Source organism: Streptomyces sp. DH10, from assembly GCF_029813805.1.
Classification (GTDB): Bacteria; Actinomycetota; Actinomycetes; order Streptomycetales; family Streptomycetaceae; genus Streptomyces; species Streptomyces coeruleofuscus.
Window position 1 is genome coordinate 89,274 of sequence record NZ_JARVKU010000027.1, and the last position, 20,469, is coordinate 109,742.

Below are 20,469 nucleotides of genomic sequence, written 5' to 3' on the forward strand. Positions count from 1 at the left end.
CAGCTGCCGGGTGGGGCCTCCTCGTGTGGGACGGGAGGCCCCGCCCGGTTTTGTCATGCGGCCAGGGCCTCCAGCAGACGGTCCACGTCCGCCGGGGTGTTGTAGAGGTGGAAGGCCGCCCGCAGGTTCCCCGCCCGGTTGGACACCTGGATGCCCGCGCGGCTCAGCTCGCCCTGCCGGTGGCCGAGGCCCGGCACGGACACGATCGCCGAGCCCGCCGCGGGCACCGGCGCGTGGCCCAGCTCGGCGAGCCCGACGCGGAAGCGGTCCGCGAGGGCGACGTCGTGGGCGTGCACGACGTCGACGCCGATCTCCTCCAGCAGCTCCAGGGAGGCGCGCAGCCCGGCGTAGGTGAAGAGGGAGGGGCTGATGTCGAAGCGCCGTGCGGAGTGGGCGAGTTCCTCGACGGGGCCGTAGCAGCTGTCCCAGGGGACCTCACCGGCGACCCAGCCGGCGAGCAGCGGCGTGAGCCCGCCGAAGTCCTGCGGGGTGACGAAGAACGCTGCCCCGTGCGGCCCGAGGAGCCACTTGAAGCCGACGGCGGCCAGGAAGTCGTCGGCGTCGGCCTCCATCGGCAGCCAGCCGGCCGACTGGGAGGCGTCGACGTAGGTCCGGGCGCCGTGCTCCCGGGCCGCCTCGCGCACGGCGGGCAGGTCGGCGAGCCGGCCGTCGGCGGACTGGGCGGTGCTGACCGCGACGAGCGCGGTGCCGGGGCGGACGGACTCGGCGAGCCGCTCCAGGGGAACGGCGCGCACCTTGAGGTCGCCGCGCGCGTGGAAGGGGTTCACCAGGGAGGCGAAGTCGGCCTCCGCCGTGAGGACTTCGGCGCCCGCGGGCAGCGAGGCGGCGATCAGCCCGCCGTACTCGGCGACCGAGGCGCCGGTGGCGACCCGCTCGGCCGGCACACCGGCCAGCCGGGCGAAGGAAGCGCGGGCGGCCTCGACGTCCTCGTACAGGGGACCCAGCGGCGTGCCCTCCGCGCGCATCCGCACCGCCTGCTGTACGGCGGTGACGGTACGGGCGGGCAGGAGCCCGTTGCTCGCGGTGTTGAGGTAGGTGTGCTTCGGGGCGAACTCGGCACGGACGAGGTTCTCGAAGGTCTCCATGGAACCACTCTGCGTCCCCTGGATCTCCCCGTCCATTGCCGATTTCTGCGTGATGCCGCTAAGGAGCGCTTATGGATATGCGCCGACCTGCGGTTTCAGCGCTGGGGCACCGCACAGCCGTCCGGGCCGCACGCGTCCGCGTCCCCGCTGTCCACGAGCTTCAGCGGCGAGCGCTCGCCGTACGCCTGGGTCAGGGCCTGGGCGAAGACCTCCGCGGGCTGGGCACCGGAGACGCCGTACTTGCGGTCGAGCACGAAGAACGGCACACCGCTCGCGCCGAGCTGCGCGGCCTCGCGCTCGTCGGCGCGTACGTCGTCGGCGTAGGCCCCGGAGTCGGCGAGCACCGCACGGACGGCCTCCGCCTCCAGCCCAGCGGTTACGGCGAGCTCCACCAGCCGCTCGTCGTCGTTGAACACGGAGCGCTCCTCGGCGAAGTTCGCCCGGTACAGCAGGTCGAGCAGCTGCTCCTGGCGCCCCTGCTCCTTGGCGAAGTGCAGCAGGCGGTGCATGTCGAAGGTGCTGCCGTGGTCGCGGCCCCGGGTGCGGTAGTCCAGTCCCTCGGCGGCGGCCTGCGCGCCCAGGTTGTCCTCACCGGCCTCGGCCTGCGCCCGGCTCATCCCGTACTTCCTGGTGAGCATCGTGATCACGGGCTGGATGTCGTCCTTGGCGCGGCCCGGGTCCAGCTCGAAGGAGCGGTGCACCACCTCGACGTCGTCACGGTGCGGGAAGTCCTTCAGCGCCTTCTCGAAACGGGCTTTGCCCACGTAGCACCAGGGGCAGGCGATGTCGCTCCAGATCTCGACGCGCATGTCTTCGGCTCTCCAGCTCGTACGGGGTACGGAGGCTCCCTCCGCCGATTGGTGAACGTTCAAGCAGCCGGTTTCATTCCGCGGCCAGGGAGAGCCGCATCGCCAGATGGTGATCCCCCGGCTCGGCCGGTTCCGGCACCCACCCCTGCCGCCGGTAGAACCCCTGCGCCCGCAGGTTGTCGACATGCACGTCGAGAACGGCGGTCCGCCGGCCGTCGGCCTGCCACTCCTCGACGCACGCCGCGTGCAGGGCGGTGCCGATGCCGCCGCGCCAGTGGTCGGGGTCGACATGGAACTGGAACAGCTTCACCGTGTCCGCCCGGGCGCCCTCGGGAGTCCGGAAGGAGGCCAGGCCGACGATGCGCCCTGCCTCCACCACGCACAACACCCGCCCCTCCGGCCGCGCGAGGGCGCTCTCCCAGGAGGCGAGCCAGTCGGTGCCGTCCTGTGGCAGCCCGTCGGGGTAGTACGTCGCCCGGGCACGCGCGTGCAGCGCGACGACGTCCGCCACCTCGGCGGGCAGGGCGGTACGGATCACTCTCTCCGGGGTCACTCGGTTCATGATCATGCAATGGGGGACGCCCCCGGCCGGGACGTGGTTCCCCGACAGGCCTCAGCTGCCGTCGCGCAGGTCGTTCGGCCAGTGCGGCCTGAACTCGACGTGGTCGTACGTCACCACGCAGCCCTCCCCCATCGGTGACTGGGTCATGAAGCCGATCAGGGCCGCGCCCGTCTCCTTCTCGTCGCCCAGGGTGAAGAGGCGGACGAAGGTCCACCGTTCACCGTCGCGGGAGGCGTGGAAGGCGAAGGCGCGGCCGGTGCGGCTCACCCGGAGCCAGACGGAACTGCCGTCGACGGTGAAGGAGTTGGCGTCGTCGGAGTGGTCCCGGGTGACCACCGTGCAGACGGTGGGCACGTCCGGGGAGTACTCCAGGCAGAGCTTGGCCCAGGCGCGCTCGCCGACATGGACGTAGAGCACCCCGGCGTCGAAGGCCGCGCCGAACCCGACCGTGACCCGGGCGATCAGCTGGAAGTCCCCTTCGGGCGCCCCGAGCAGCCGCGGCGCGTCGGAGGCGGGGTCCAGCCCTTCCCCGGTGGGCGGCACGAACCGGTCCTGCCGAGCCCCGGCCCACCCGGTCAGCACCCCGTCCTCGTAGGTCCAATGGGCCTCGGGCCCGTAGGAGCGCAGGGGGAACGGAAGTTCGGGAATCTCGAGATCCATTCGACCGAGTCTTTCAGGTCCGGCCCTCAGGGGCGCGGGGAACTGCGCGATCAACCACAACGAACCGGCACCCCGCAGCTCACCGCGCCCCCACGGCGCTACCGCTCCAAACTCCCGTTGAACCTACGCGGCAGCCCCAGTGGATTCGCATCCCGCAGCTCGGCCGGAAGCAGCGCCTCCGGAGCGTTCTGGTAGACAACCGGCCGCAACCACCGCTCGATCGCCGTACCGCCCACCGAAGTGGACGTGGACGTCGTGGCCGGGTACGGCCCGCCGTGATGCTGAGCCGGCGCGACGGCGACACCCGTCGGCCAGCCGTTCACCAGCACGCGCCCGGCCAGCGGCGTCAGCTCTTGGAGAAGCTCCGCGCCCCGGCCCTGGCCGGCGGCCTCCTCCTCGGACAGCTGCACCGTCGCCGTGAGGTTGCCCGGCAGCCGCGACAGCACGGCCTTCACCTCGTTCTCGTCCTCGTAGCGGGCCACCACGGTGACCGGCCCGAAGCACTCCTCCAGGAGCAGGTCGTGCTCGCCCTCCTCCGCCAGCCTGCTCGCCGGAACCGTGAGGAAGCCCGCGCTGACGGTGTGCTCGCCGCCCGCGCCCGGGGTGACCGGGGAGTCGACGTCGGGCAGCTCGGCCCGCTCGGCGACGCCGGCGACGAAGTTGTCGCGCATGCGGTGGTCGAGCAGGACCCCGGCGTCGGTGTCGCTGACCGCGTCGGTCAGCGACTTCAGCAGGGCGTCACCTGCGGCACCGGACGGCGCGAGGACGAGGCCCGGCTTCACACAGAACTGGCCGACGCCCAGCGTCATCGACCCGGCGAGGCCCGCGCCGATCGTCTCGGCGCGCTCGGCGGCCGCGGCCTCGGTGACCACGACCGGGTTCAGCGAGCCCAGCTCGCCGTGGAACGGGATCGGCACCGGGCGGGCGGCGGCCGCGTCGAAGAGGGCCCGGCCACCGCGCACGGACCCGGTGAAGCCGGCCGCCGAGACCAGCGGGTGCTTGATCAGCTCGACGCCGGCCTCGAAGCCGTGCACCAGCCCGAGGACACCCTCGGGGATGTCGTGCCGGGCGGCGGCGCGGCGCAGGACCTTGGCGACGTACTCGGACAGGGCCGGGTGGTCCGGGTGCGCCTTGACGACGACCGGGCAGCCGGCCGCGAGGGCGCTCGCGGTGTCGCCGCCGGCGACCGAGAAGGCGAACGGGAAGTTCGACGCCGAGTAGACGGCGACCACGCCCAGGGGCACCTTGTAACGGCGCAGGTCGGGGATGGGCGGGGTCGCGGTGTCGTCGGGGTGGTTGATGACGACGTCGAGGAAGGCGCCCTCGTCGACGATGTCGGCGAAGGCCCGCAGCTGGTAGCAGGTGCGGGTGAGCTCACCGGTCAGCCGGACCGGACCGAGCGCGGTCTCGGCGTCGGCGGTCTCGACGAGTCCGTCCTTGGCCGCCTGAAGCTCCTCGGCGACGCTGCGCAGGAAGGCCGCGCGGACGGTACGGTCCGCGAGTGAGCCGCGCGCCTCGTGCGCGGCGCGGACGGCGGCGTCCACCTCCTGGGCTGTGGCCTCCACCGCAACCTGTTCACGCTGCTTCCCGGTTCGGGGGTCGACACTCCAGACTGGTGCTGCTGCCACCGCGGGTCCCTCCACACATGTAATGCCGCAGTACTGGGTCATCCACCAGGGGCGTTCGATATACTGAACGCTGTCTCTGATGATGAATATGCTGTGGAGACTATTTCCCGTCGAACGAAGGGGTCAAGGGCGATGTCGGCTGGCGAGACGGGCGGCGGGGCGCAGGTCAAGTCCGCGGTAAGAACGGTTGAACTGCTCGAATACTTCGCCGGGCGTCCCGGTATGCACTCGCTCGCGGCGGTCCAGGAGGCCGTCGGCTACCCCAAGTCCAGTCTCTACATGCTGCTCCGCACGCTCGTCGAGCTGGGCTGGGTGGAGACCGACGCGACGGGCACGCGGTACGGCATCGGCGTTCGGGCCCTGCTGGTCGGCACCTCCTACATCGACGGCGACGAGGTCGTGGCGGCGGCCCGCCCGACGCTGGACCGGCTCTCGGACGACACGACCGAGACGATCCACCTCGCCCGCCTCGACGGCACGAACGTCGTCTACCTCGCCACCCGCCAGTCGCAGCACTACCTGCGCCCCTTCACCCGGGTCGGCCGCCGGCTGCCCGCGCACTCCACGTCCCTCGGCAAGGCGCTGCTGAGCACCTACTCGGACGAGCAGGTCCGCAAGATGCTCCCGGAGACGCTGCCCGCGCTGACCGAGAACACGATCACCGACCGCGAGAAGCTCATCGAGGAGCTGCACCAGGTCCGGGAGCAGGGCTTCGCCGTGGACCGCGAGGAGAACACGCTGGGGCTGCGCTGCTTCGGGGTGGCCATTCCGTACCGCACGCCGGCGCGGGACGCCATCAGCTGCTCGGTGCCGGTGGCGCGGCTCACACCGGCACACGAACAGCTGGTGAAGGACGCGCTGTTCGACGCGCGGGACCGGCTGACACTGGCCACCCGTAGGCTCTGAGGCATGAACGTCGAGCTGCGCCAGGTCCACGACAGCGATCTGCCGGTCTTCTACCGGCAGATGAACGACCCAGAGGCTCTCCACATGGCGGCCTTCACCCCCAAGGAACCGGCCGACCGGGACGCCTTCGACGTCCACTGGGCCAAGATCCGGTCCTCCGACGCCGTGGTCCGCACGGTGCTGGCCGACGGTGACGTGGTCGGCAATGCGGCGGTCTACGGCGTGCCCGGCGAACGCGAGGTGACGTACTGGGTCGACCGCGCGTACTGGGGGAAGGGCATCGCCACGGCGGCCCTGCGGGCGCTGGTCACGGAGGTCCCCGAGCGCCCCCTGTACGCCCGGGCGGCGTCCGACAACGCGGGCTCGCTGCGCGTGCTGCACAAGTGCGGTTTCCGTACCGTCGCCACGGCCAGCGGGTACGCCAACGCGCGGGGCGCCGAGATCGAGGAGACGGTCCTGCTCCTGGAGGGCTGAGCGGCGGCCCCCGCCTCTCCCCCGCCCGGCGGAGGCGGATCGTCGTCGCGCAGGAGGTGCCGTCGGGCTTCCTCGCGGGAGCCTGATCGCATGACGCAGTCACTCGTTCCCGCAGCCGTCGCCGGCCCCGCCGTCCGTCTCAGCGGGCCCCGGCGGATCCTCCGTGCCGTCGCCGTCCTCTCCTGCCTGCCGTACCTCGGGCTCAAAGCGGCCTGGATCGCCGGGAGTCACGTCGGCATCCCCGAGGGCAGCGGCCTGCTCGACGACCGGGTGGGCATGGCCGTGATCAACGGACTGTCCGTGCTGGTGGACAGCGCGGTGATCGTGCTGGCGCTGGTGCTGACCCGGCCGTGGGGGCTCAGGGTGCCCGCGTGGCTGCTGGCGTTTCCCATGTGGGTCGCCACCGGGCTGCTCGCGCCGATCATGGCCGGGTTCCCGGCACAGCTGGTCGTGAGGGCGTTCGCAGGCGGCTCCGCATCGGACCAGGGCCATGAGCCCTTCCTCCACGAGTGGGTGTTCACCGTCGTGTACTCGGGGTTCATCCTCCAAGGGCTCGCCCTCGGCGGCCTCTTCGTGCTCTACGCCCGCGACCGCTGGGGGTATCTGTGGCGGGGCCGGGTCTGGGAACTGCCCGCTGGTGCCGTCGGGCCGGCGCACCGGGCCCTCGCCGCCGTGGCCGCCGTGCTCGCCCTGCTGCCCCTCACCCTCCACGTGCTCTGGGCCTGCGATGTCACCGCCGGACTCAGCGAGGGCCGGGCGGCGGACCGGGGCGGTGACTTCCACGTCCTGGAGGCCGTCTACGCGGTGTTCCTCGTCGCGGCCGTCGCCGGCGGCTTCCTGCTGGCCTTCCGGCGCGGCCGGGCGCTGCCCGTGGCGGTGCCGCTCGGGCTGGCCTGGGTCGGCTCGGGCGCCGTGGCCTGCTGGGGCGGCTGGCTGACGCTCGCCTCCCTCGGCGGCGTCGAGGACATCGCCGACCGTCCCACGCCGCTGATGAACCTCGCCTACGCTGGGCAGATGCTCGTCGGCTTCCTCGTCGCCGCCATCGGCGTCTACTACTTCGCCGAGCGCTCGGCCCGGGCCGCGCGGCGGGCCGCGTGAGACAGGCCGCCCGGTCCCTGTTCGGCCGGCGGGCCCGGCTGCGCTGGGTGCATCTGATCCTCGGCGGCGCGCTCGCCATGCCGTACGTCCTGGTCGGCTCGGTGGTCATCGGTCCGGCCACCGGCAGCACGAACGTCTTCGGGTCCTTTCCGCTCCAGCTCGCCTCCTTCGGCGTGGGGCTGCCGCTCGCCGCCGTCACGTCCGTGTTCCCGCTGACCCGGCCGCTGGAGGCCGCCGCGGCGCGCTGGCTGTGCGGTGTCGACGCGGACCGGCTCGCCTTCGGCCCGGCCCGGACGCGGGGCGAGAAGGGCCGTACGGCGGGCTGGTTCACGCTGCATCTCGGGCTCGGCGGGATCATCGCCGGGATGTCGCTGGCCGTCCCGCCGTTCGCCGCCGTGCTGATCCTGCTGCCGGCCTTCGCGGTACTCGGCGGCACCCGGCTCGGGCTGCCCGAAGTCTTCGACCACGCCTGGGCGTTGGCGCTCGCGCCGGTCGCGGGCGCGGCCATGCTCGTGGCCCTCGCCGGCTGCGCCGCCGGCGGCGGTGCGCTGCTGGCCCGCTGGGCGCCCGCGCTGCTCGGCCCGTCTCCCGAGGGCCGGCTCGCGGCCGCCGAGGCACGCGCCGCCGACCTGGCCGTACGCAACCGGCTGGCGCGGGAGCTGCACGACTCCGTCGGCCACGCGCTGAGCGCCGTCACCCTCCAGGCGAGCGCGGCGCGCCGCGTCCTCGACTCCGACCCGGAGTTCGTCCGCGAGGCCCTCGCCGCGATCGAGGACACGACCCGGCGTACGGTCGGCGAACTCGACGCCGTGCTGGGCGTGCTGCGCGAGGGCGGCGCCCCCGGCACGGCCCCGGCGCCGACCCTCGCGGCCGACCTCGACGGTCTGCTGCGCCGTACCCGGGCGGGCGGACAGCGCGTGACGGCCACGGTCGACGCCGACCCGGAGGCCCTGCCCCCGCTGCTGTCCCGCGAGGGCTACCGGATCGTGCAGGAGGGGCTGAGCAACGCCCTCAAGCACGCGGGCGACCGGGTCGCCGTGGACGTTCGGATCGCGGTGACGGGAGGGGAGCTGGAGATCACCGTGGAGAATCCCGTGACCGGCCCCGCGTCCTCCCGCCCCGGCGGCGGCCACGGGCTGCGCGGCATCGCGGACCGGGTCAGGCTGCTCGGCGGGACCATGACGGCCGGACCGGCCGCCGGATCAGCCGCCGAATCGGCGCCCGGACCGGCCGGGGAGACCTGGCGGCTGCACGTACGTCTGCCGATGAAAGGACCCGCATGACCCGTCCGACGCCGATCCGTGTCGTCCTCGCGGACGACGAGCGCATGGTCCGCACCGCCCTGCGGGCCATCCTCTCCGCCGAGCCGGACCTGGAGGTGGTGGGTGAGGCGGCCACCGGCGCCGAGGCCGTGTCGGTCGTACGGGACCTGCGGCCGGACGTCGTCCTCATGGACGTCCGCATGCCGGAGATCGACGGTATCCGCGCCACCGAGCAGATCCTCGCCACCCTGGACGAGCCGCCCAGGATCGTCGTCGTGACGACCTTCGAGAACGACTCCTACGTGTACGACGCGCTGCGCGCCGGAGCCGCCGGGTTCCTGCTGAAGCGGGCGGACGCCGACGCGCTCGTGCAGGCGGTCCGGCTGGTGGCGCGCAGCGACAGCCTGCTGTTCCCGGCGGCCGTCCGCACCCTCGCGACCGAGCACGCACGCGCGCACGCGGCGCCGCCCGCGTGGGTGGCGAAGCTCACGGGACGCGAGCGGGAAGTGCTGCGGCACATGGCGCAGGGGCTGACCAACGCGGAGATCGCCCGCCGGATGGAGGTCGGCCCCGCCACGGTGAAGTCGCACGTGGCGGCGGTGCTGGCCAAGACGGGCACCCGGGACCGTACGCAGGCGGTCATCGCGGCCTACGAGGCGGGCTTCCTGAACGTCGGATGAGAAACAGGACGGGCGGGAACGATCCGCCCGGCATCGTTCGTCCTCAGTTCGGGATGAACAAGACGATCAGGCGCGCATCGGTCTTCGCGCTGCTGCTGGTGTTCGCTCTGCTGATCAGGGCGACCTGGGTGCAGTTCTACGAGGGCCAGGCGCTCGCAGACGACAAGGACAACCGGCGGAACGCGATCGAGACGTACTCGGCGCCGCTCGGGAACATCATCGTGGGCGGCCGGTCGGTCACCGGTTCGGCCCCGACGACGACCGGCGACCTCAAGTACAAGCGCACATACACGGACGGCGAGCTGTACGCGGCGGTGACGGGCTACGCGTCGCAGGCGTACGCGCCGACCCAACTGGAGGGCATCTACACCGACCTGCTCAACGGCACGGACAGCCGGCTGAAGTCCGTGATGGACACCCTCACCAACCAGCGGGCCGACCCGGGCAACGTGGTCACGACGATCGACCCGGACGTGCAGAAGGCGGCGTTCGACGCGCTCGGCGACAAGAAGGGCGGGGCCGTCGCCATCGACCCGAAGACCGGGAAGATCCTCGCGGTCGTGTCGTCCCCGTCGTACGACCCCTCGTCGCTGACCGACGCCAACACCGCCGGTGCGGCCTGGGAGAAGCTCACGACGGACCCGGAGAAGCCGCTGGTCAACCGTGCGCTTCGGCAGCCGCTGCCGCCCGGCTCGACGTTCAAGCTGGTCGTGGCGGCGGCCGCGCTGGAGGACGGCCTGTACTCGTCGGTGGACGACCCGACCGACAGCCCCGACCCGTACACGCTGCCGGGCACCACGCGGGAGCTGACGAACGAGAACCCGAACGCGCCCTGCACGAACGCCACGATCCGTACGGCGCTGGAGTACTCGTGCAACAACGTCTTCGCGAAGATGGCCGTCCAGCTCGGCCAGGACAAGGTGAAGGCGATGGCCGAGAAGTTCGGCTTCAACGACGACAAGCTGGACGTGCCGGTGCGGGCCTACACGAGCGTGTACCCGTCCGACATGTACCCGTCGCAGACGGCCCTGACGGGCATCGGCCAGTTCGACGTCACGGCGACGCCGCTCCAGATGGCCATGGTGTCGGCGGCCATAGCCAACGGCGGCAAGCTGGTTTCGCCGCATATGGTTTCGCAGATCACCAACAGCGGTGGTGATGTGTTGCAGGACTACGACGACGAGGCGGGCTCGAAGGAGATCGTCAGTTCCTCGACCGCCGAGCAGTTGCAGTCGGCGATGCAGACGGTCGTGGACCAGGGCACGGGCACGAACGCCCAGGTCCCGGGCGCGACCGTGGGCGGCAAGACGGGTACGGCCCAGCACGGCGAGAACAACAGCCAGGTGCCGTACGCCTGGTTCACCTCGTACGGGAAGTCCGACTCGTCGGGCAAGGAGGTCGCCGTGGCGGTCGTCGTCGAGCAGTCGAACGCGGCCCGCTCGGAGGTCAGCGGCAACGGCCTGGCGGCGCCGGTCGCCAAGGCGATGATGGAAGCGGCGCTCAAGGACTGAACCTCAGCTGCCGATAAGCCGTCTGTAGAGACGAGACGGGCCGCCCCCCTCCCCCCGGGGACGGCCCGTCATCGTTACTTCGCTCCCAGGAGCTGCTCGATCGGGTCGATCGCGAAGTACACGAGGAACAGCGCCGAGGTCCCCCACAGCAGCCAATGGACCTCCTTGGCCTTCCCGAGCACGGTCTTGATGACGACGTAGGCGAGGAAGCCGGCGCCGATGCCGTTGGTGATGGAGTAGGTGAACGGCATCACGGCGATGGTGAGGAACGCGGGGATGGCGATGTCGTAGCGGTCCCAGTCGATGTGCTTGACCTGGGTCATCATCAGGAAGCCGACGGCGACCAGGGCGGGGGCGGCCGCCTGGAGCGGGACGATGGTGAGCAGCGGGGTCAGGAACAGCGCGAGGCCGAACAGTGAGCCGGTGACCAGGTTGGAGAAGCCGGTGCGCGAGCCCTCGCCGACGCCGGCCGCGGACTCGATGTAGGAGGTCGCCGAGGAGGCCGAGGCCGCGCCGCCCGCGACCGCCGCGGCGCCGTCGATCAGCAGCACCCGGCCGAGGTTCGGGACCTTGCCCTCCTCGTCGAGCAGACCTGCCTCAGCGCTGATGCCGACGACCGTGCCCATGGTGTCGAAGAAGTCCGACAGGATCAGGGTGAAGATCAGCAGCACGACGGTGATGACCCCGACGCCGGGGGCGCCGAAGGCACCGAACAGGTCGAAGTCGCCGATGAGTCCGAAGTCGGGAGCGTCGACGAGCTTGTCGGGCCAGGACGGTGTGGTCAGCCCCCAGCTCTTGATGTCGGCTATGGAGTTGATCACTATCGCCAGCGCCGTCATGGTGACGATGCTGATCAGGATGGCGCCCTTGACCTTGCGGGCGAGCAGGCCGATCGTCAGCAGAACGCCGAGGCAGAAGACGAGCATCGGCCACCCGGTGAGCGTTCCCGTGCCGCCGAGCTGAACCGGCACGGTGGTGTTCGCGGCGTCCGGGATGCGGCTGACGAACCCGGCGTCGACGAAGCCGATGAAGGCGATGAACAGGCCGATGCCGACGCTGATCGCCTGCTTGAGCGGCTGGGGTATGGCGTGCATGACGGCCTCGCGCAGGCCGGTCACCACCAGCACGCAGATCAGCAGGCCTTCGAGGACGATCAGGCCCATCGCGTCGTCCCAGCTCATCAGCGGGGCGATCTGGAAGGCGACCACGGCGTTCAGGCCGAGTCCGGCGGCGAGGGCGAGGGGCAGATTGCCACCCACGCCCATGATGATCGTCATAACGGCGGCCACCAGGGCGGTGGCGGTGGTGAGCTGGACGGCGTCCAGCTGGTGTCCGAACTTGTCCTTCGCGCTGCCCAGGATGATGGGATTCAGGACAAGGATGTAGGCCATCGTGAAGAACGTGGCGAAGCCGCCGCGGATCTCACGGCCGAAGGTGGATCCCCGCTCGGAGATCTTGAAGAACCGGTCGACGCTGTTCACCGCCGGTGGTGCGGCGTCGGGCCGGTCGGCCACCTTCTGCGATTCGGACATGACTGGTACTCCTCGGTGCCTGGGTGATCGGTGTGCGGATGCTGGCTGGATTGTTCCCGCGTTGAACCACATTCAGGTTTTCTTCGTGTTACGGAATCAGAGTCCGGCCCGCCATACGCCGTTCGAAGCTCCGTACGAACCATCCTGAGAACGCTGCTACGCTTCCCGATCTCGTCCGGACCTCCCCCGGATGATCACATGTCATCTGCATGACACTCACAGGCACCCCCGGCCGGGAGTGTCCGAAGCCGCTGCGAGGAGAGGTCGCCCGTGGGCACAGTCGTCGACGACGCCGCCTCCGTGGAGTTCCACGCCTTCTTCGAGCGTCACTACGCCGAACTGTCCCGCCTGGCCTACCTGCTGACCGGCGAGTCGGACACCGCCGACGACCTGGCGGCGGACGCGTTGCTGGCGCTGTGGCACCGCTGGGACCGGGTGCGCGCCGCCGACCATCCGGCGGCGTACGCGCGCGGTGTGGTCGCCAACCTGGCCCGGAGCCGGATCCGCAGCGCCGTGCGCGAGCGGCGGCGCATCGCCCTGTTCTGGTCACAGCGCGAGGAGAACACCGAGAACCCGGACGTCGCGGGCGTGGTCGACGTCCAGGAGGCCTTGCGCAGGCTGCCGTTCCGCAAACGGGCCTGTGTGGTGCTGCGGCACGCGTTCGACCTCTCGGAGAAGGACACCGCGCTCGCCCTCGGCGTCTCGGTGGGTACGGTGAAGAGCCAGACCTCCAAGGGAATGGCCGAACTCCAGCGGTTGCTGGGCACACAGGGAGTACCGCAGCGGATGCACGCGGCGGTGGGCGCTCCCCGCTGCTCGCCGGTCGTGGAAGGCTTGCGGGCACGCACCGGCGAGGGCGGAGGAAGGGACCGATGACGATGCGGCGGGACGTGCACGAGGAGCTGCGCGCCCGGCTGCACGAAGCGGCCGGGACGCACCAGCCCGACCGGGAGCAGATCCTGGCCCGGGTGGAGCGCGGCATGGCCGGTCCGGCCGGTGCCGGCCACCGGGCGACGCGTCCGCCGGTGTTCGGGTGGATGCGGGTGGCCGGTGCGACGGCCGCGGTGGCGGGTGTGCTGGCCGTGGGCGGTTACGCGGTCGCGTCCGCGGTGAAGGAGGAGACCGCCCCGCAGCAGCAGGACGTGGCGACGTCGCCGACGCCCACGCCGTCGCCGGAGGCGACGAGCCGGGCGCCCGCGCCGCCCGTGGATCCCACGCCGTCCGCCCCGCCGGAGCGCAGCGAGTCCGCTCCGCCGCCCTCGCGGAAGCCGAGCACCTCCGTCACCGGGCGGCCGCCCGCCGCCACGGAGGACGGGCCGCTGTGGTCGGACGGCTCGGTCGATCCGCACAGCAACGACTTCTGGGCGCAGAGCAACATCACGATCAAGACGCGCGAGGAACTGACCGCGCTGACCGTGCGGTTGGCCGTCGCCCAGACCGGCGGCGTCTCCGACGCGGGCGCCTGGCGGTCGCTGCCCGAGCAGGACTTCACGCTCACGGTCGGCGAGCGGGACGGCTTCCTCGTCTACACCTGGACCCTCAAGGAGGGCCGCAAGGTCCCGGCGGGCGAGTGGGTGTTCGCGGGCCAGTTCGACCACGAGCGAGGCGGCCGTGACGCCGGCGCCGACCGGTACACGGTGACGGCCGCCGCAGGTTCGGAGCGGCTGTCCGTGGGCGGCGGTTTCGCTGCCGTGAACGACACCGACGACGACTCGTGAAAAATTCCTGACGGCACGGCAACCCTTTCCTCACCTGCGGCGACCACCAGGCGCAAGAGTCACCACCCATTGAGGAATCGGTACATGACTGCACCAGCAGAACAGCGCGTCCGCCACCGCCGCCGGCTCACCAAGCGGCGTGCCATGATCGCCGGGTTATCTGCGTTCGGCATCACGGGAGCGGCGATCGTCACCACGTCGATGCTGTCGACCGCGGGCGCCGCGTCCGCCTGGCCCACGGACAAGGGCAAGACGCCCGTGTCGAAGACCATCCCGGTCTCCGGTGTCCGCGACGGCGGGATGAAGATGTTCTACGGCTCCGGCGCGCTCGGCGGCGACAGCCAGGACGAGGGCCAGGCCCCTCTCTTCGAACTGGCCGACGGCGCGGTTCTGAAGAACGTCATCATCGGCACCCCGGCCGCGGACGGCGTGCACTGCAAGGGCAGTTGCACGCTCCAGAACGTGTGGTGGACGGACGTCGGCGAGGACGCGGCCAGCTTCAAGGGCAAGTCGTCGTCGGCCGTGTACAAGGTGATCGGCGGCGGCGCGAAGAACGCCGACGACAAGGTGCTCCAGTTCAACGGCGCCGGCACGCTGAACGTGTCGGGCTTCCAGGTGCAGAACGCCGGGAAGCTGGTGCGCTCCTGCGGCAACTGCAAGACGCAGCACAAGCGCACGGTCGTGCTGAACGACATCGACGTCACGGCGCCCATGAACTCGATCGTCGGCGTGAACGCCAACTACGGCGACACGGCCACGCTGTCGAAGATCCGCATCCACGGTGACAGCAAGAAGAAGATCAAGACGTGTGTGCGCTTCGAGGGCAACAACACGGGCAAGGAGCCCAAGGAGCTGACCCCGCCCGGGCCGGACGGCAAGACCTGCAAGTTCAAGGCCTCGGACATCAGCTACCAGTGATGCCGCAGCACGTGTGAGCTCCGGACGGCCCGAATCCCCCTCGGGCCGGCCGGATGCCGGATGTCCGGGCCCCCAGTCGGACTTCCCGGCACCCCGACCCTCCGGAGCCCCCCTCCGGGGGGTCGGACAGCCCTGACCGAGCCCCCCTCGGCCAGACGGCAGGACGCCCCCGCCGGTTCGCACGACATTGTTGGCGAATCCGGTCCGCTGAGCCGAGGCACGATAGCTGTCACGTCGGCATGCTTGTTGTCATCGAGAGCGCGACAGGCGAGCGTTGGTGACGGCTCTCCGACGCTTACCCCGCTGCGGGACACCGTGGACGGGCATATGATCACCAGCAAGGCGGGGTCGTAGCACAGAGGTAGTGCGCCGCGACATCATCTCGGAGGACGTCGGTTCGAATCCGACCGCCCCGCCCCTTCGATGGTCTCCGCATCGGTGAACTCCAGGCCGGACCCGATCCCGTCGGCGAAAATCGGCGGAACCCTGACCAGCATCAAGGCCGTGCAGCGCCGCGTCGGCCCGGCCGGCGCCCACCAGCTGCTCCAGCGGGACGAGCGAGTACGGCTCTATCGCATCGACCGGGTGCTGAGGGAAGGGCTCCAGCGGGCCTACGTCCTCGCCGACGCCCGGCCCGACCTCCCGCGCTTCACGAGCTCGGCGGAGTCGACGTGCCGGCACTGTGCCTCTCCTGACCGTCTTGCTGACCGCCTGCCCGCCTATTGCGCGAAGACGAGCGAGCGTCCATTATCAGGAATCCTGTTATTTTAAAGTTGTAACGAAGGGTGGCCGAGGCATGCCATTGAGTCCCAGAATCCAGGCCAGAGGGATCCAACTGCTGCTCGGTCGGGTGATCTCGCGGGTCCACAAGGACCTGCGCTTCGCGGACATCCCGAAGCGCACCGAAACCCTCCACGTGGAGACCGGCGCCGGCCCGGTGCCGTGCACGGTCTACCGCCCGCCGTCCGACACCGGAACTCCGGCCCCCGTGTACGTCAACTTCCACGGCGGCGGCTTCGTGGTCGGCCGCCCGGAGCAGGACGACCACATCTGCCGATACATAGCCGCCACGGCCGGCTGTGTCGTGATCAACGTGGACTATGCCGTCGCCCCGCAGCGGCAGTTTCCGGTGCCCGTCACCCAGGCGTACGACGTCACCGCGTGGGTCGCCGAGAACGGCCCCACGGGCGGCTGGGACGGCTCGCGCCTTGCCGTGGGCGGACACAGCGCCGGCGCCAACCTGACTGCCGCGGTCTGCCGCATGGCCCGGGACCGCGGAACCTTCTCGCCCCGGCTCCAGATCATCGACTCCGCACCGCTCGATCAGATCGCCGACCCGGCCACCAAACAGTCCCTCATCGCCAAGCCGCTGCTCACCCCTCAGCTCATGCGGGTCTTCACGGCCGCCTACGTCCCCGACCCCGCCCACCGTGCCGATCCCCTTGTCTCACCCGGACTGGCCGATGATCTCGCCGGACTCCCTCCCGCCCTCGTCATCACCGCGGAGAACGACCGCTTGCGCGAGGAGGGCGACGCCTACGCCAAGGCTCTCGAGGCCGCCGGCGTTCCGGTCATCCACCGTGTCTTCGAGGGAGTCGATCACTACTTCACCCACACCGGTCCGGTACCGGCGGGGAAGGCCGCCATCGACATGATGGCAACCACCTTGCGCACCGCACTCGGCGTCTGATGCCGGCCGAGCGAATTCGGCCGCGCTGGGAAGCGGAGCACGTCGTACGTGGCGGCCGTGGCGTGCAGGTGGTTCACGACGTCGGAGTGCACGATGCGCAGGCGTGGGGCGAAGTGCCCGTACAGGTCGGTCGCCATGGCGTGCTGGGCGGGTGAGGCGTCCACCGCGACGACCTGGGCGGGGTGGCGACGAGTCGCGAGGTACGCGGCGTGCCGGGCCACCCCTGCGCCGAGGTCGCCCACGCATTTGTCCGTCAGGTCGCCCAGGGTTTCCGGTCCGAGTCCGGCGTCCTGGCCCCAGGTCCAGTAGAACGCGACCGACAAGAGTTCCTCTCCGTCGTCAGCGGCATCGGCTCACCGGCTGCGCAGGGTCAGCGTGAGGCCGAGACGGTCGCGAGGCGGCAGGGCCACGGCCAGACGCGGGCGGGGACTGCCGTACACCTGCACGTCATAGCGGCTCAGCACGGTGGCCAGGACGAGCACCGACTCCATGGCGAAGAACGCCTGGCCCACACACTGGTGGGCACCGTCCCCGAAGGGCAGGTAAGCCATCGAGTGCCGCGCGCGTACGGCAGGCTTGTCGAACCGGTGGGGATCGAACCGCAGCGGGTCGGGCCAGAACTCGGCGAGCCGGTGGGTGAGATACGGGGAGATGACCAGCGTGGTCCCGGCCGGCACGGATCGAGTTCTGAGCAAGCCCCGACGAGCCGACGCCCGCTACGGAACCATCCCGGCACACGTGTTCTTTCCGGCGCGTACCGGACGGAGCCTAGAAGCACAGCGACCTCTCACTCAACGAGCACACGCCCAGTTACGGCCTCCAAAACCCTCGCCGCGCAGCCCTACCGGCCGCCGCAGCGGGCTGAGCATCAGAAGTCCCAGTCCAGTTCATCCTCGTCGACTGCGACAGGCAGGTACCCGTCCACCGCCTCGCCGGTCTCCAGAGCTATGGCCGTCGCATCCAGGAGAGCCGGGAGCGACGCCCACATGGGGTGGGGCGAAAAGGAGCATCCTGCTTCGTGATCGGCCTCGCCGATCCTTCCGCGGCGACGATAGGGGCGCTGGTCGATGATGAGGTAGTCCCCTGCACCGTTGAAGGCGAAGGGGACCCACTGCGCATGCCACCACGGCCCGTATTCGCCGTCCGGGTCGCCTTCCTCCGCTCCCGCCAGCTCATCTCCGTAGATCTTCATACGTGTCTGCCAGGCCCTGGTGATGCTCTGCACCTCAAGCAAAGACCAGAACGGCGGCAGCAGGTCGTGGTGGCCCATGCCGTTGTGCCGCAGCAAGGACTCCACCAAGGGCTCGGGGAACGGCTGACCGATGGCCTGTTCGGCCACGGCGATCGCCGAGCGCTCCGCCGGAGGGCCAAGAGCAGCAAACGTACGAGGCGTGTGCTGGGCGAGCCAAGCCTCTATACGGGTCCACGACTCGGATATCGACGAAGTCACCCTGGGATCATGCCAGTTCGACGCGCCGCTGAACGGGAGGATTCGAGACGGTTCTGACCCCTGCCCGGTCCTGCGCCACCGCTCTCCCCCGGCCGGCCAGCGTGGAGCGGGCTGGCCGGCCGTACTGGAGGCCTCGGAGTAGCACAGAGCTCTAGCCAGTGCCCTACGGCAGGGTCTTGTCGTACGTCTTGTCTGTGTCCGAGTCGTAGACCAGCTTGCCGGCGGCGTCGAAGCCCTTGATGTGCGGGGTCTTCGTCACCTGCCGGTTCAGGACGCCGGAAGCGGCGAACCAGCCGTGGTCCAGGGCGGCCGTGGCGCTGCCGTCGCCGTAGTCGACGGTCACCTTGGCCACGGTCGGGTCGACCATGCCGATCACGCCCCAACGGAAAGGCAGCTTCCACTTGCCCTTGTCGATCAACGACTGCTGGTACAGGTCACCGGCGTTCGCGTCCGGCACGACCGGACCGGTGTCCGGCCCGTGGGCGTCCTTCGCGCTGGTGCTGATGCCGGCGGACACGCCATCCTTCACGTTGCAGATCACCCGGAAGCCCTCCGGCCGCTCTGCCACGCCGACGACGTGGATGCCGTCGCCTGGAGAGTTGGAGACGCCCGTGCTCTTCGCCGCCAGGATGATCCGGTAGCTCTCGGCCTTGGCCAGGTCACCGCTGACCGCGCTTCCCACGTGCTCCTGGTCGAGGCACTGCTCCAGCGCCTCCGACGCCTGGGCGAACGTGATCCCGTCGAGCAATTGCTCCTCCGAGACGGGCGGTTGAGGTCCGGAACGTGTCGTCGACCCGGAAGTCGACGCCGTCTGCGGGGCGCTGACCGACGACATCGGCGTCGCCGTGTCAGCGCCCCCTCCCCCGTCTCCCCCTACCACGGCGTACGCCCCCGCCGGCACCGCGACCGCGGCCGCCAGCACCGCCCCGACCGCCGAGACCCGCCGCCGCCGTTCCGCCACGCCCCGCCGGCGGATCGCCGGGTACGGCGCGGGCGAAGGCTGGATGGTGTGAGCGTCGTCCGTCATCAGTTTCCTCACCAGTTCCTCGAAGTCCCGCTCGTCGTCGGCCTCGTGCGCCGTGTGCGCCTCGTCGGCCCCAGCAGCTCCGTGGTGCGCCTCACTTGCTTCGTGTGCTTCGTGTGCCTCGTGGTTCACCTTCCACCTCCCAGTCCGGACACCGTGCGGCCCTCGCGCACCAGCCCCGGATACACCCGCAGCTTCGCCAGTCCTTTCGAAGCCTGGCTCTTGACCGTGCCGGGCGAGCAGCCGAGCACCTCAGCCACCTCCGCCTCCGACAGGTCCTCCCAGTACCGCAGGACCACCACCGCCCGCTGTTTCGCGGGCAGCAGGGCCAGCCCGGCGAGCAGGGAGCCGCGCTCCTCCACTCGGCCGACGGCCTCGTCCCCGCCCGCCCTCTCGGGTGGGGCCGCGGTCAGCGCCTCCGTCACCCGCCGCTTGCGGAACCGGTCGCTGTTGCAGCTGACCAGCATCCGCCGGACGTAGGCCTCCGGGTTGTCGGTGCGCGCGATGCGCCGCCACGACCGGTACGCCTTCGCCAGCGCCGTCTGCGTCAGGCCCTCCGCGTGGTGGACGTCGCCCGTGAGCAGGTACGCGGTCCGGACGAGCCGTGACCACCGTGCCCTGACGAAATCCTGGAACTGGCCCTCAAGTTCGGCCTGCATCAAGCACCCTCCTCGCCCTCCAGACCACCACTGGGGCGGAATCAGTTGCCCGTGACTTCGGGAACCGTTGGAATGACGGCATGGAAAGGGATGCCGAGAGCTACGGTGGCCGACGGCGCCGGCACTGCCTGCCGAGCCTGAGGAGGCCGTTCATGAGTTGGGCCAAGCGATCCGTGGCCGCGGTACTGACGGCAGCTGTAGCGGCGTCGGTTGCCGCCTGCACGTCAGGGGGCACCAATGCGGACGGCGCGGCATCGTGCGTCTACCAGGTGACCTACGACGGGCGCACCTACCGGGATGTCGCCAACGCGGAGTTCACGGTCGGCAGAAAACTCGGGGCAGCGACAAAACCGCCCTGTGACGACACCGGCGGCCAGGACGAGGAGCCGGCCACGACGGAGACCGCCTACGCCGTGGCCGGTATCTCTCCGAAGGTGGCCATCGCCGTCGGCGACTCACCCGGCGACGTGCAGTTCGTCGCTGTCTACTCCGGCAATAAATTGCCGCCCGAGGTGAAAGAACTGATCACCAACGCATGGTGAACGGTGCGGGGCGTCGCTCGACCGGACAGGCCCTTGACGCCCCGCACATGCCTCTAGGGCGTGTCCGCAAAGTCCCGCCTGCCCCGCGACGCCCGGCACGCCCTCTCGCCGCCCCGGGCGAACACCCACGTACAACCAGTACGCGGGCGTCCGCCCGGCACTCCCCCAGCCTTCGGCCGGGGGGACCCCCAGAGCACGCACCGGACGCCGCGAGGCCCGCCCTCCGGGCGGACGACGGGA

At 70.8% G+C, this 20,469-nt stretch carries 23 protein-coding genes; 12 read left to right on the plus strand and 11 right to left on the minus strand.

From position 1 onward, the window contains the following. Nucleotides 1-53: 53 nt before the first annotated feature. The 5 genes from QC385_RS38035 to QC385_RS38055 all read right to left on the minus strand — a co-directional run bounded on the left by QC385_RS38035 (nt 54) and on the right by QC385_RS38055 (nt 4,765). On the minus strand, nt 54-1,106 hold the full coding sequence (locus QC385_RS38035) for an aminotransferase class V-fold PLP-dependent enzyme (protein WP_279545965.1): 1,053 nt from the start codon (nt 1,104-1,106) through the stop codon (nt 54-56). A 95-nt stretch (nt 1,107-1,201) separates the two neighbouring features. Beyond that, complete coding sequence (locus QC385_RS38040) at nt 1,202-1,915, minus strand: DsbA family oxidoreductase (protein WP_279545966.1); 714 nt, start codon at nt 1,913-1,915, stop codon at nt 1,202-1,204. Between the two features lie 73 nt (nt 1,916-1,988). Continuing rightward, on the minus strand, nt 1,989-2,483 hold the full coding sequence (locus QC385_RS38045; protein ID WP_279545967.1) for a GNAT family N-acetyltransferase: 495 nt from the start codon (nt 2,481-2,483) through the stop codon (nt 1,989-1,991). A 45-nt stretch (nt 2,484-2,528) separates the two neighbouring features. Next, nucleotides 2,529-3,137, minus strand: a complete 609-nt coding sequence (locus tag QC385_RS38050) for a DUF1349 domain-containing protein (protein ID WP_279545968.1) — start codon at nt 3,135-3,137, stop codon at nt 2,529-2,531. A 98-nt stretch (nt 3,138-3,235) separates the two neighbouring features. After that, nucleotides 3,236-4,765 carry an aldehyde dehydrogenase (NADP(+)) gene (locus QC385_RS38055; RefSeq protein WP_279545969.1) on the minus strand — a complete coding sequence of 510 codons (1,530 nt, stop codon included), beginning with the start codon at nt 4,763-4,765 and terminating at the stop codon, nt 3,236-3,238. A gap of 132 nt (nt 4,766-4,897) precedes the next feature. Here QC385_RS38055 and QC385_RS38060 point away from each other — a divergent pair, with 132 nt between their 5' ends. The 6 genes from QC385_RS38060 to QC385_RS38085 all read left to right on the plus strand — a co-directional run bounded on the left by QC385_RS38060 (nt 4,898) and on the right by QC385_RS38085 (nt 10,696). Further along, nucleotides 4,898-5,671 carry an IclR family transcriptional regulator gene (locus QC385_RS38060; protein ID WP_010037854.1) on the plus strand — a complete coding sequence of 258 codons (774 nt, stop codon included), beginning with the start codon at nt 4,898-4,900 and terminating at the stop codon, nt 5,669-5,671. A 3-nt stretch (nt 5,672-5,674) separates the two neighbouring features. Continuing rightward, nucleotides 5,675-6,145 (plus strand): GNAT family N-acetyltransferase, encoded by a 471-nt coding sequence (locus tag QC385_RS38065; protein WP_279545971.1) that lies wholly within the window; start codon nt 5,675-5,677, stop codon nt 6,143-6,145. A gap of 90 nt (nt 6,146-6,235) precedes the next feature. Further along, nucleotides 6,236-7,243 (plus strand): hypothetical protein, encoded by a 1,008-nt coding sequence (locus QC385_RS38070; RefSeq protein WP_279545972.1) that lies wholly within the window; start codon nt 6,236-6,238, stop codon nt 7,241-7,243. Then, nucleotides 7,240-8,526 carry a sensor histidine kinase gene (locus QC385_RS38075; RefSeq protein ID WP_279545973.1) on the plus strand — a complete coding sequence of 429 codons (1,287 nt, stop codon included), beginning with the start codon at nt 7,240-7,242 and terminating at the stop codon, nt 8,524-8,526. The genes QC385_RS38070 and QC385_RS38075 overlap by 4 nt, the downstream gene beginning before the upstream one ends. After that, entirely contained in the window at nt 8,523-9,185 is a 663-nt protein-coding gene (locus QC385_RS38080; protein ID WP_279545974.1) for a response regulator transcription factor, read from the plus strand. Before QC385_RS38075 ends, QC385_RS38080 begins: the two co-directional genes overlap by 4 nt. Nucleotides 9,186-9,238: 53 nt before the next feature. Next, nucleotides 9,239-10,696: a peptidoglycan D,D-transpeptidase FtsI family protein gene (locus QC385_RS38085; RefSeq protein WP_279545975.1), complete on the plus strand. Its 1,458-nt coding sequence runs from the start codon at nt 9,239-9,241 to the stop codon at nt 10,694-10,696. A gap of 74 nt (nt 10,697-10,770) precedes the next feature. Here QC385_RS38085 and QC385_RS38090 read toward each other — a convergent pair whose 3' ends face one another. Continuing rightward, on the minus strand, nt 10,771-12,228 hold the full coding sequence (locus QC385_RS38090; RefSeq protein WP_279545976.1) for an NCS2 family permease: 1,458 nt from the start codon (nt 12,226-12,228) through the stop codon (nt 10,771-10,773). A 270-nt stretch (nt 12,229-12,498) separates the two neighbouring features. Between QC385_RS38090 and QC385_RS38095 the strand changes: the two genes are divergently transcribed. From QC385_RS38095 to QC385_RS38115, 5 genes are all read left to right on the plus strand, one after another. After that, the gene (locus QC385_RS38095; protein WP_279545977.1) at nt 12,499-13,104 is read left to right on the plus strand and encodes a SigE family RNA polymerase sigma factor; all 606 of its coding nucleotides are present in this window, start codon (nt 12,499-12,501) and stop codon (nt 13,102-13,104) included. After that, nucleotides 13,101-13,946: a hypothetical protein gene (locus tag QC385_RS38100; RefSeq protein ID WP_279545978.1), complete on the plus strand. Its 846-nt coding sequence runs from the start codon at nt 13,101-13,103 to the stop codon at nt 13,944-13,946. The genes QC385_RS38095 and QC385_RS38100 overlap by 4 nt, the downstream gene beginning before the upstream one ends. 84 nt (nt 13,947-14,030) lie before the next feature. Continuing rightward, on the plus strand, nt 14,031-14,864 hold the full coding sequence (locus QC385_RS38105) for a pectate lyase (RefSeq protein ID WP_279545979.1): 834 nt from the start codon (nt 14,031-14,033) through the stop codon (nt 14,862-14,864). A gap of 438 nt (nt 14,865-15,302) precedes the next feature. Continuing rightward, nucleotides 15,303-15,635 (plus strand): hypothetical protein, encoded by a 333-nt coding sequence (locus QC385_RS38110; RefSeq protein ID WP_279545980.1) that lies wholly within the window; start codon nt 15,303-15,305, stop codon nt 15,633-15,635. 25 nt (nt 15,636-15,660) lie between these two features. Next, the gene (locus QC385_RS38115) at nt 15,661-16,554 is read left to right on the plus strand and encodes an alpha/beta hydrolase (protein WP_279545981.1); all 894 of its coding nucleotides are present in this window, start codon (nt 15,661-15,663) and stop codon (nt 16,552-16,554) included. Here the strand turns inward: QC385_RS38115 and QC385_RS38120 are convergent. The 5 genes from QC385_RS38120 to QC385_RS38140 form a co-directional block, all read right to left on the minus strand. Continuing rightward, nucleotides 16,467-16,877, minus strand: a complete 411-nt coding sequence (locus QC385_RS38120; protein WP_279545982.1) for a class I SAM-dependent methyltransferase — start codon at nt 16,875-16,877, stop codon at nt 16,467-16,469. The genes QC385_RS38115 and QC385_RS38120 overlap by 88 nt on opposite strands. Nucleotides 16,878-16,907: 30 nt before the next feature. Continuing rightward, entirely contained in the window at nt 16,908-17,231 is a 324-nt protein-coding gene (locus QC385_RS38125) for a cytochrome P450 (protein ID WP_279545983.1), read from the minus strand. Between the two features lie 191 nt (nt 17,232-17,422). Further along, nucleotides 17,423-18,004, minus strand: coding sequence for an SMI1/KNR4 family protein (locus tag QC385_RS38130; RefSeq protein WP_279545984.1), 582 nt, complete (start codon nt 18,002-18,004; stop codon nt 17,423-17,425). Between the two features lie 163 nt (nt 18,005-18,167). Beyond that, entirely contained in the window at nt 18,168-19,160 is a 993-nt protein-coding gene (locus QC385_RS38135) for a hypothetical protein (protein WP_279545985.1), read from the minus strand. Beyond that, nucleotides 19,157-19,687, minus strand: a complete 531-nt coding sequence (locus QC385_RS38140) for a SigE family RNA polymerase sigma factor (RefSeq protein WP_279545986.1) — start codon at nt 19,685-19,687, stop codon at nt 19,157-19,159. The genes QC385_RS38135 and QC385_RS38140 overlap by 4 nt, the downstream gene beginning before the upstream one ends. A 152-nt stretch (nt 19,688-19,839) precedes the next feature. Here QC385_RS38140 and QC385_RS38145 point away from each other — a divergent pair, with 152 nt between their 5' ends. Further along, on the plus strand, nt 19,840-20,229 hold the full coding sequence (locus QC385_RS38145; RefSeq protein WP_279545987.1) for a DUF6281 family protein: 390 nt from the start codon (nt 19,840-19,842) through the stop codon (nt 20,227-20,229). Nucleotides 20,230-20,469 lie beyond the last annotated feature (240 nt).

Excerpts from the sequence above, each read along its gene's own strand:
- QC385_RS38085 (WP_279545975.1), top strand. The coding sequence starts at position 9,239 with ATGAACAAGACGATCAGGCGCGCATCGGTCTTCGCGCTGCTGCTGGTG.
- QC385_RS38115 (WP_279545981.1), top strand. The coding sequence starts at position 15,661 with ATGCCATTGAGTCCCAGAATCCAGGCCAGAGGGATCCAACTGCTGCTC.
- QC385_RS38050 (WP_279545968.1), bottom strand. The coding sequence starts at position 3,137 with ATGGATCTCGAGATTCCCGAACTTCCGTTCCCCCTGCGCTCCTACGGG.
- QC385_RS38140 (WP_279545986.1), bottom strand. The coding sequence starts at position 19,687 with ATGCAGGCCGAACTTGAGGGCCAGTTCCAGGATTTCGTCAGGGCACGG.
- QC385_RS38065 (WP_279545971.1), top strand. The coding sequence starts at position 5,675 with ATGAACGTCGAGCTGCGCCAGGTCCACGACAGCGATCTGCCGGTCTTC.
- QC385_RS38105 (WP_279545979.1), top strand. The coding sequence starts at position 14,031 with ATGACTGCACCAGCAGAACAGCGCGTCCGCCACCGCCGCCGGCTCACC.
- QC385_RS38035 (WP_279545965.1), bottom strand. The coding sequence starts at position 1,106 with ATGGAGACCTTCGAGAACCTCGTCCGTGCCGAGTTCGCCCCGAAGCAC.
- QC385_RS38070 (WP_279545972.1), top strand. The coding sequence starts at position 6,236 with ATGACGCAGTCACTCGTTCCCGCAGCCGTCGCCGGCCCCGCCGTCCGT.
- QC385_RS38060 (WP_010037854.1), top strand. The coding sequence starts at position 4,898 with ATGTCGGCTGGCGAGACGGGCGGCGGGGCGCAGGTCAAGTCCGCGGTA.
- QC385_RS38040 (WP_279545966.1), bottom strand. The coding sequence starts at position 1,915 with ATGCGCGTCGAGATCTGGAGCGACATCGCCTGCCCCTGGTGCTACGTG.
- QC385_RS38045 (WP_279545967.1), bottom strand. The coding sequence starts at position 2,483 with ATGATCATGAACCGAGTGACCCCGGAGAGAGTGATCCGTACCGCCCTG.
- QC385_RS38100 (WP_279545978.1), top strand. The coding sequence starts at position 13,101 with ATGACGATGCGGCGGGACGTGCACGAGGAGCTGCGCGCCCGGCTGCAC.
- QC385_RS38090 (WP_279545976.1), bottom strand. The coding sequence starts at position 12,228 with ATGTCCGAATCGCAGAAGGTGGCCGACCGGCCCGACGCCGCACCACCG.
- QC385_RS38145 (WP_279545987.1), top strand. The coding sequence starts at position 19,840 with ATGAGTTGGGCCAAGCGATCCGTGGCCGCGGTACTGACGGCAGCTGTA.
- QC385_RS38080 (WP_279545974.1), top strand. The coding sequence starts at position 8,523 with ATGACCCGTCCGACGCCGATCCGTGTCGTCCTCGCGGACGACGAGCGC.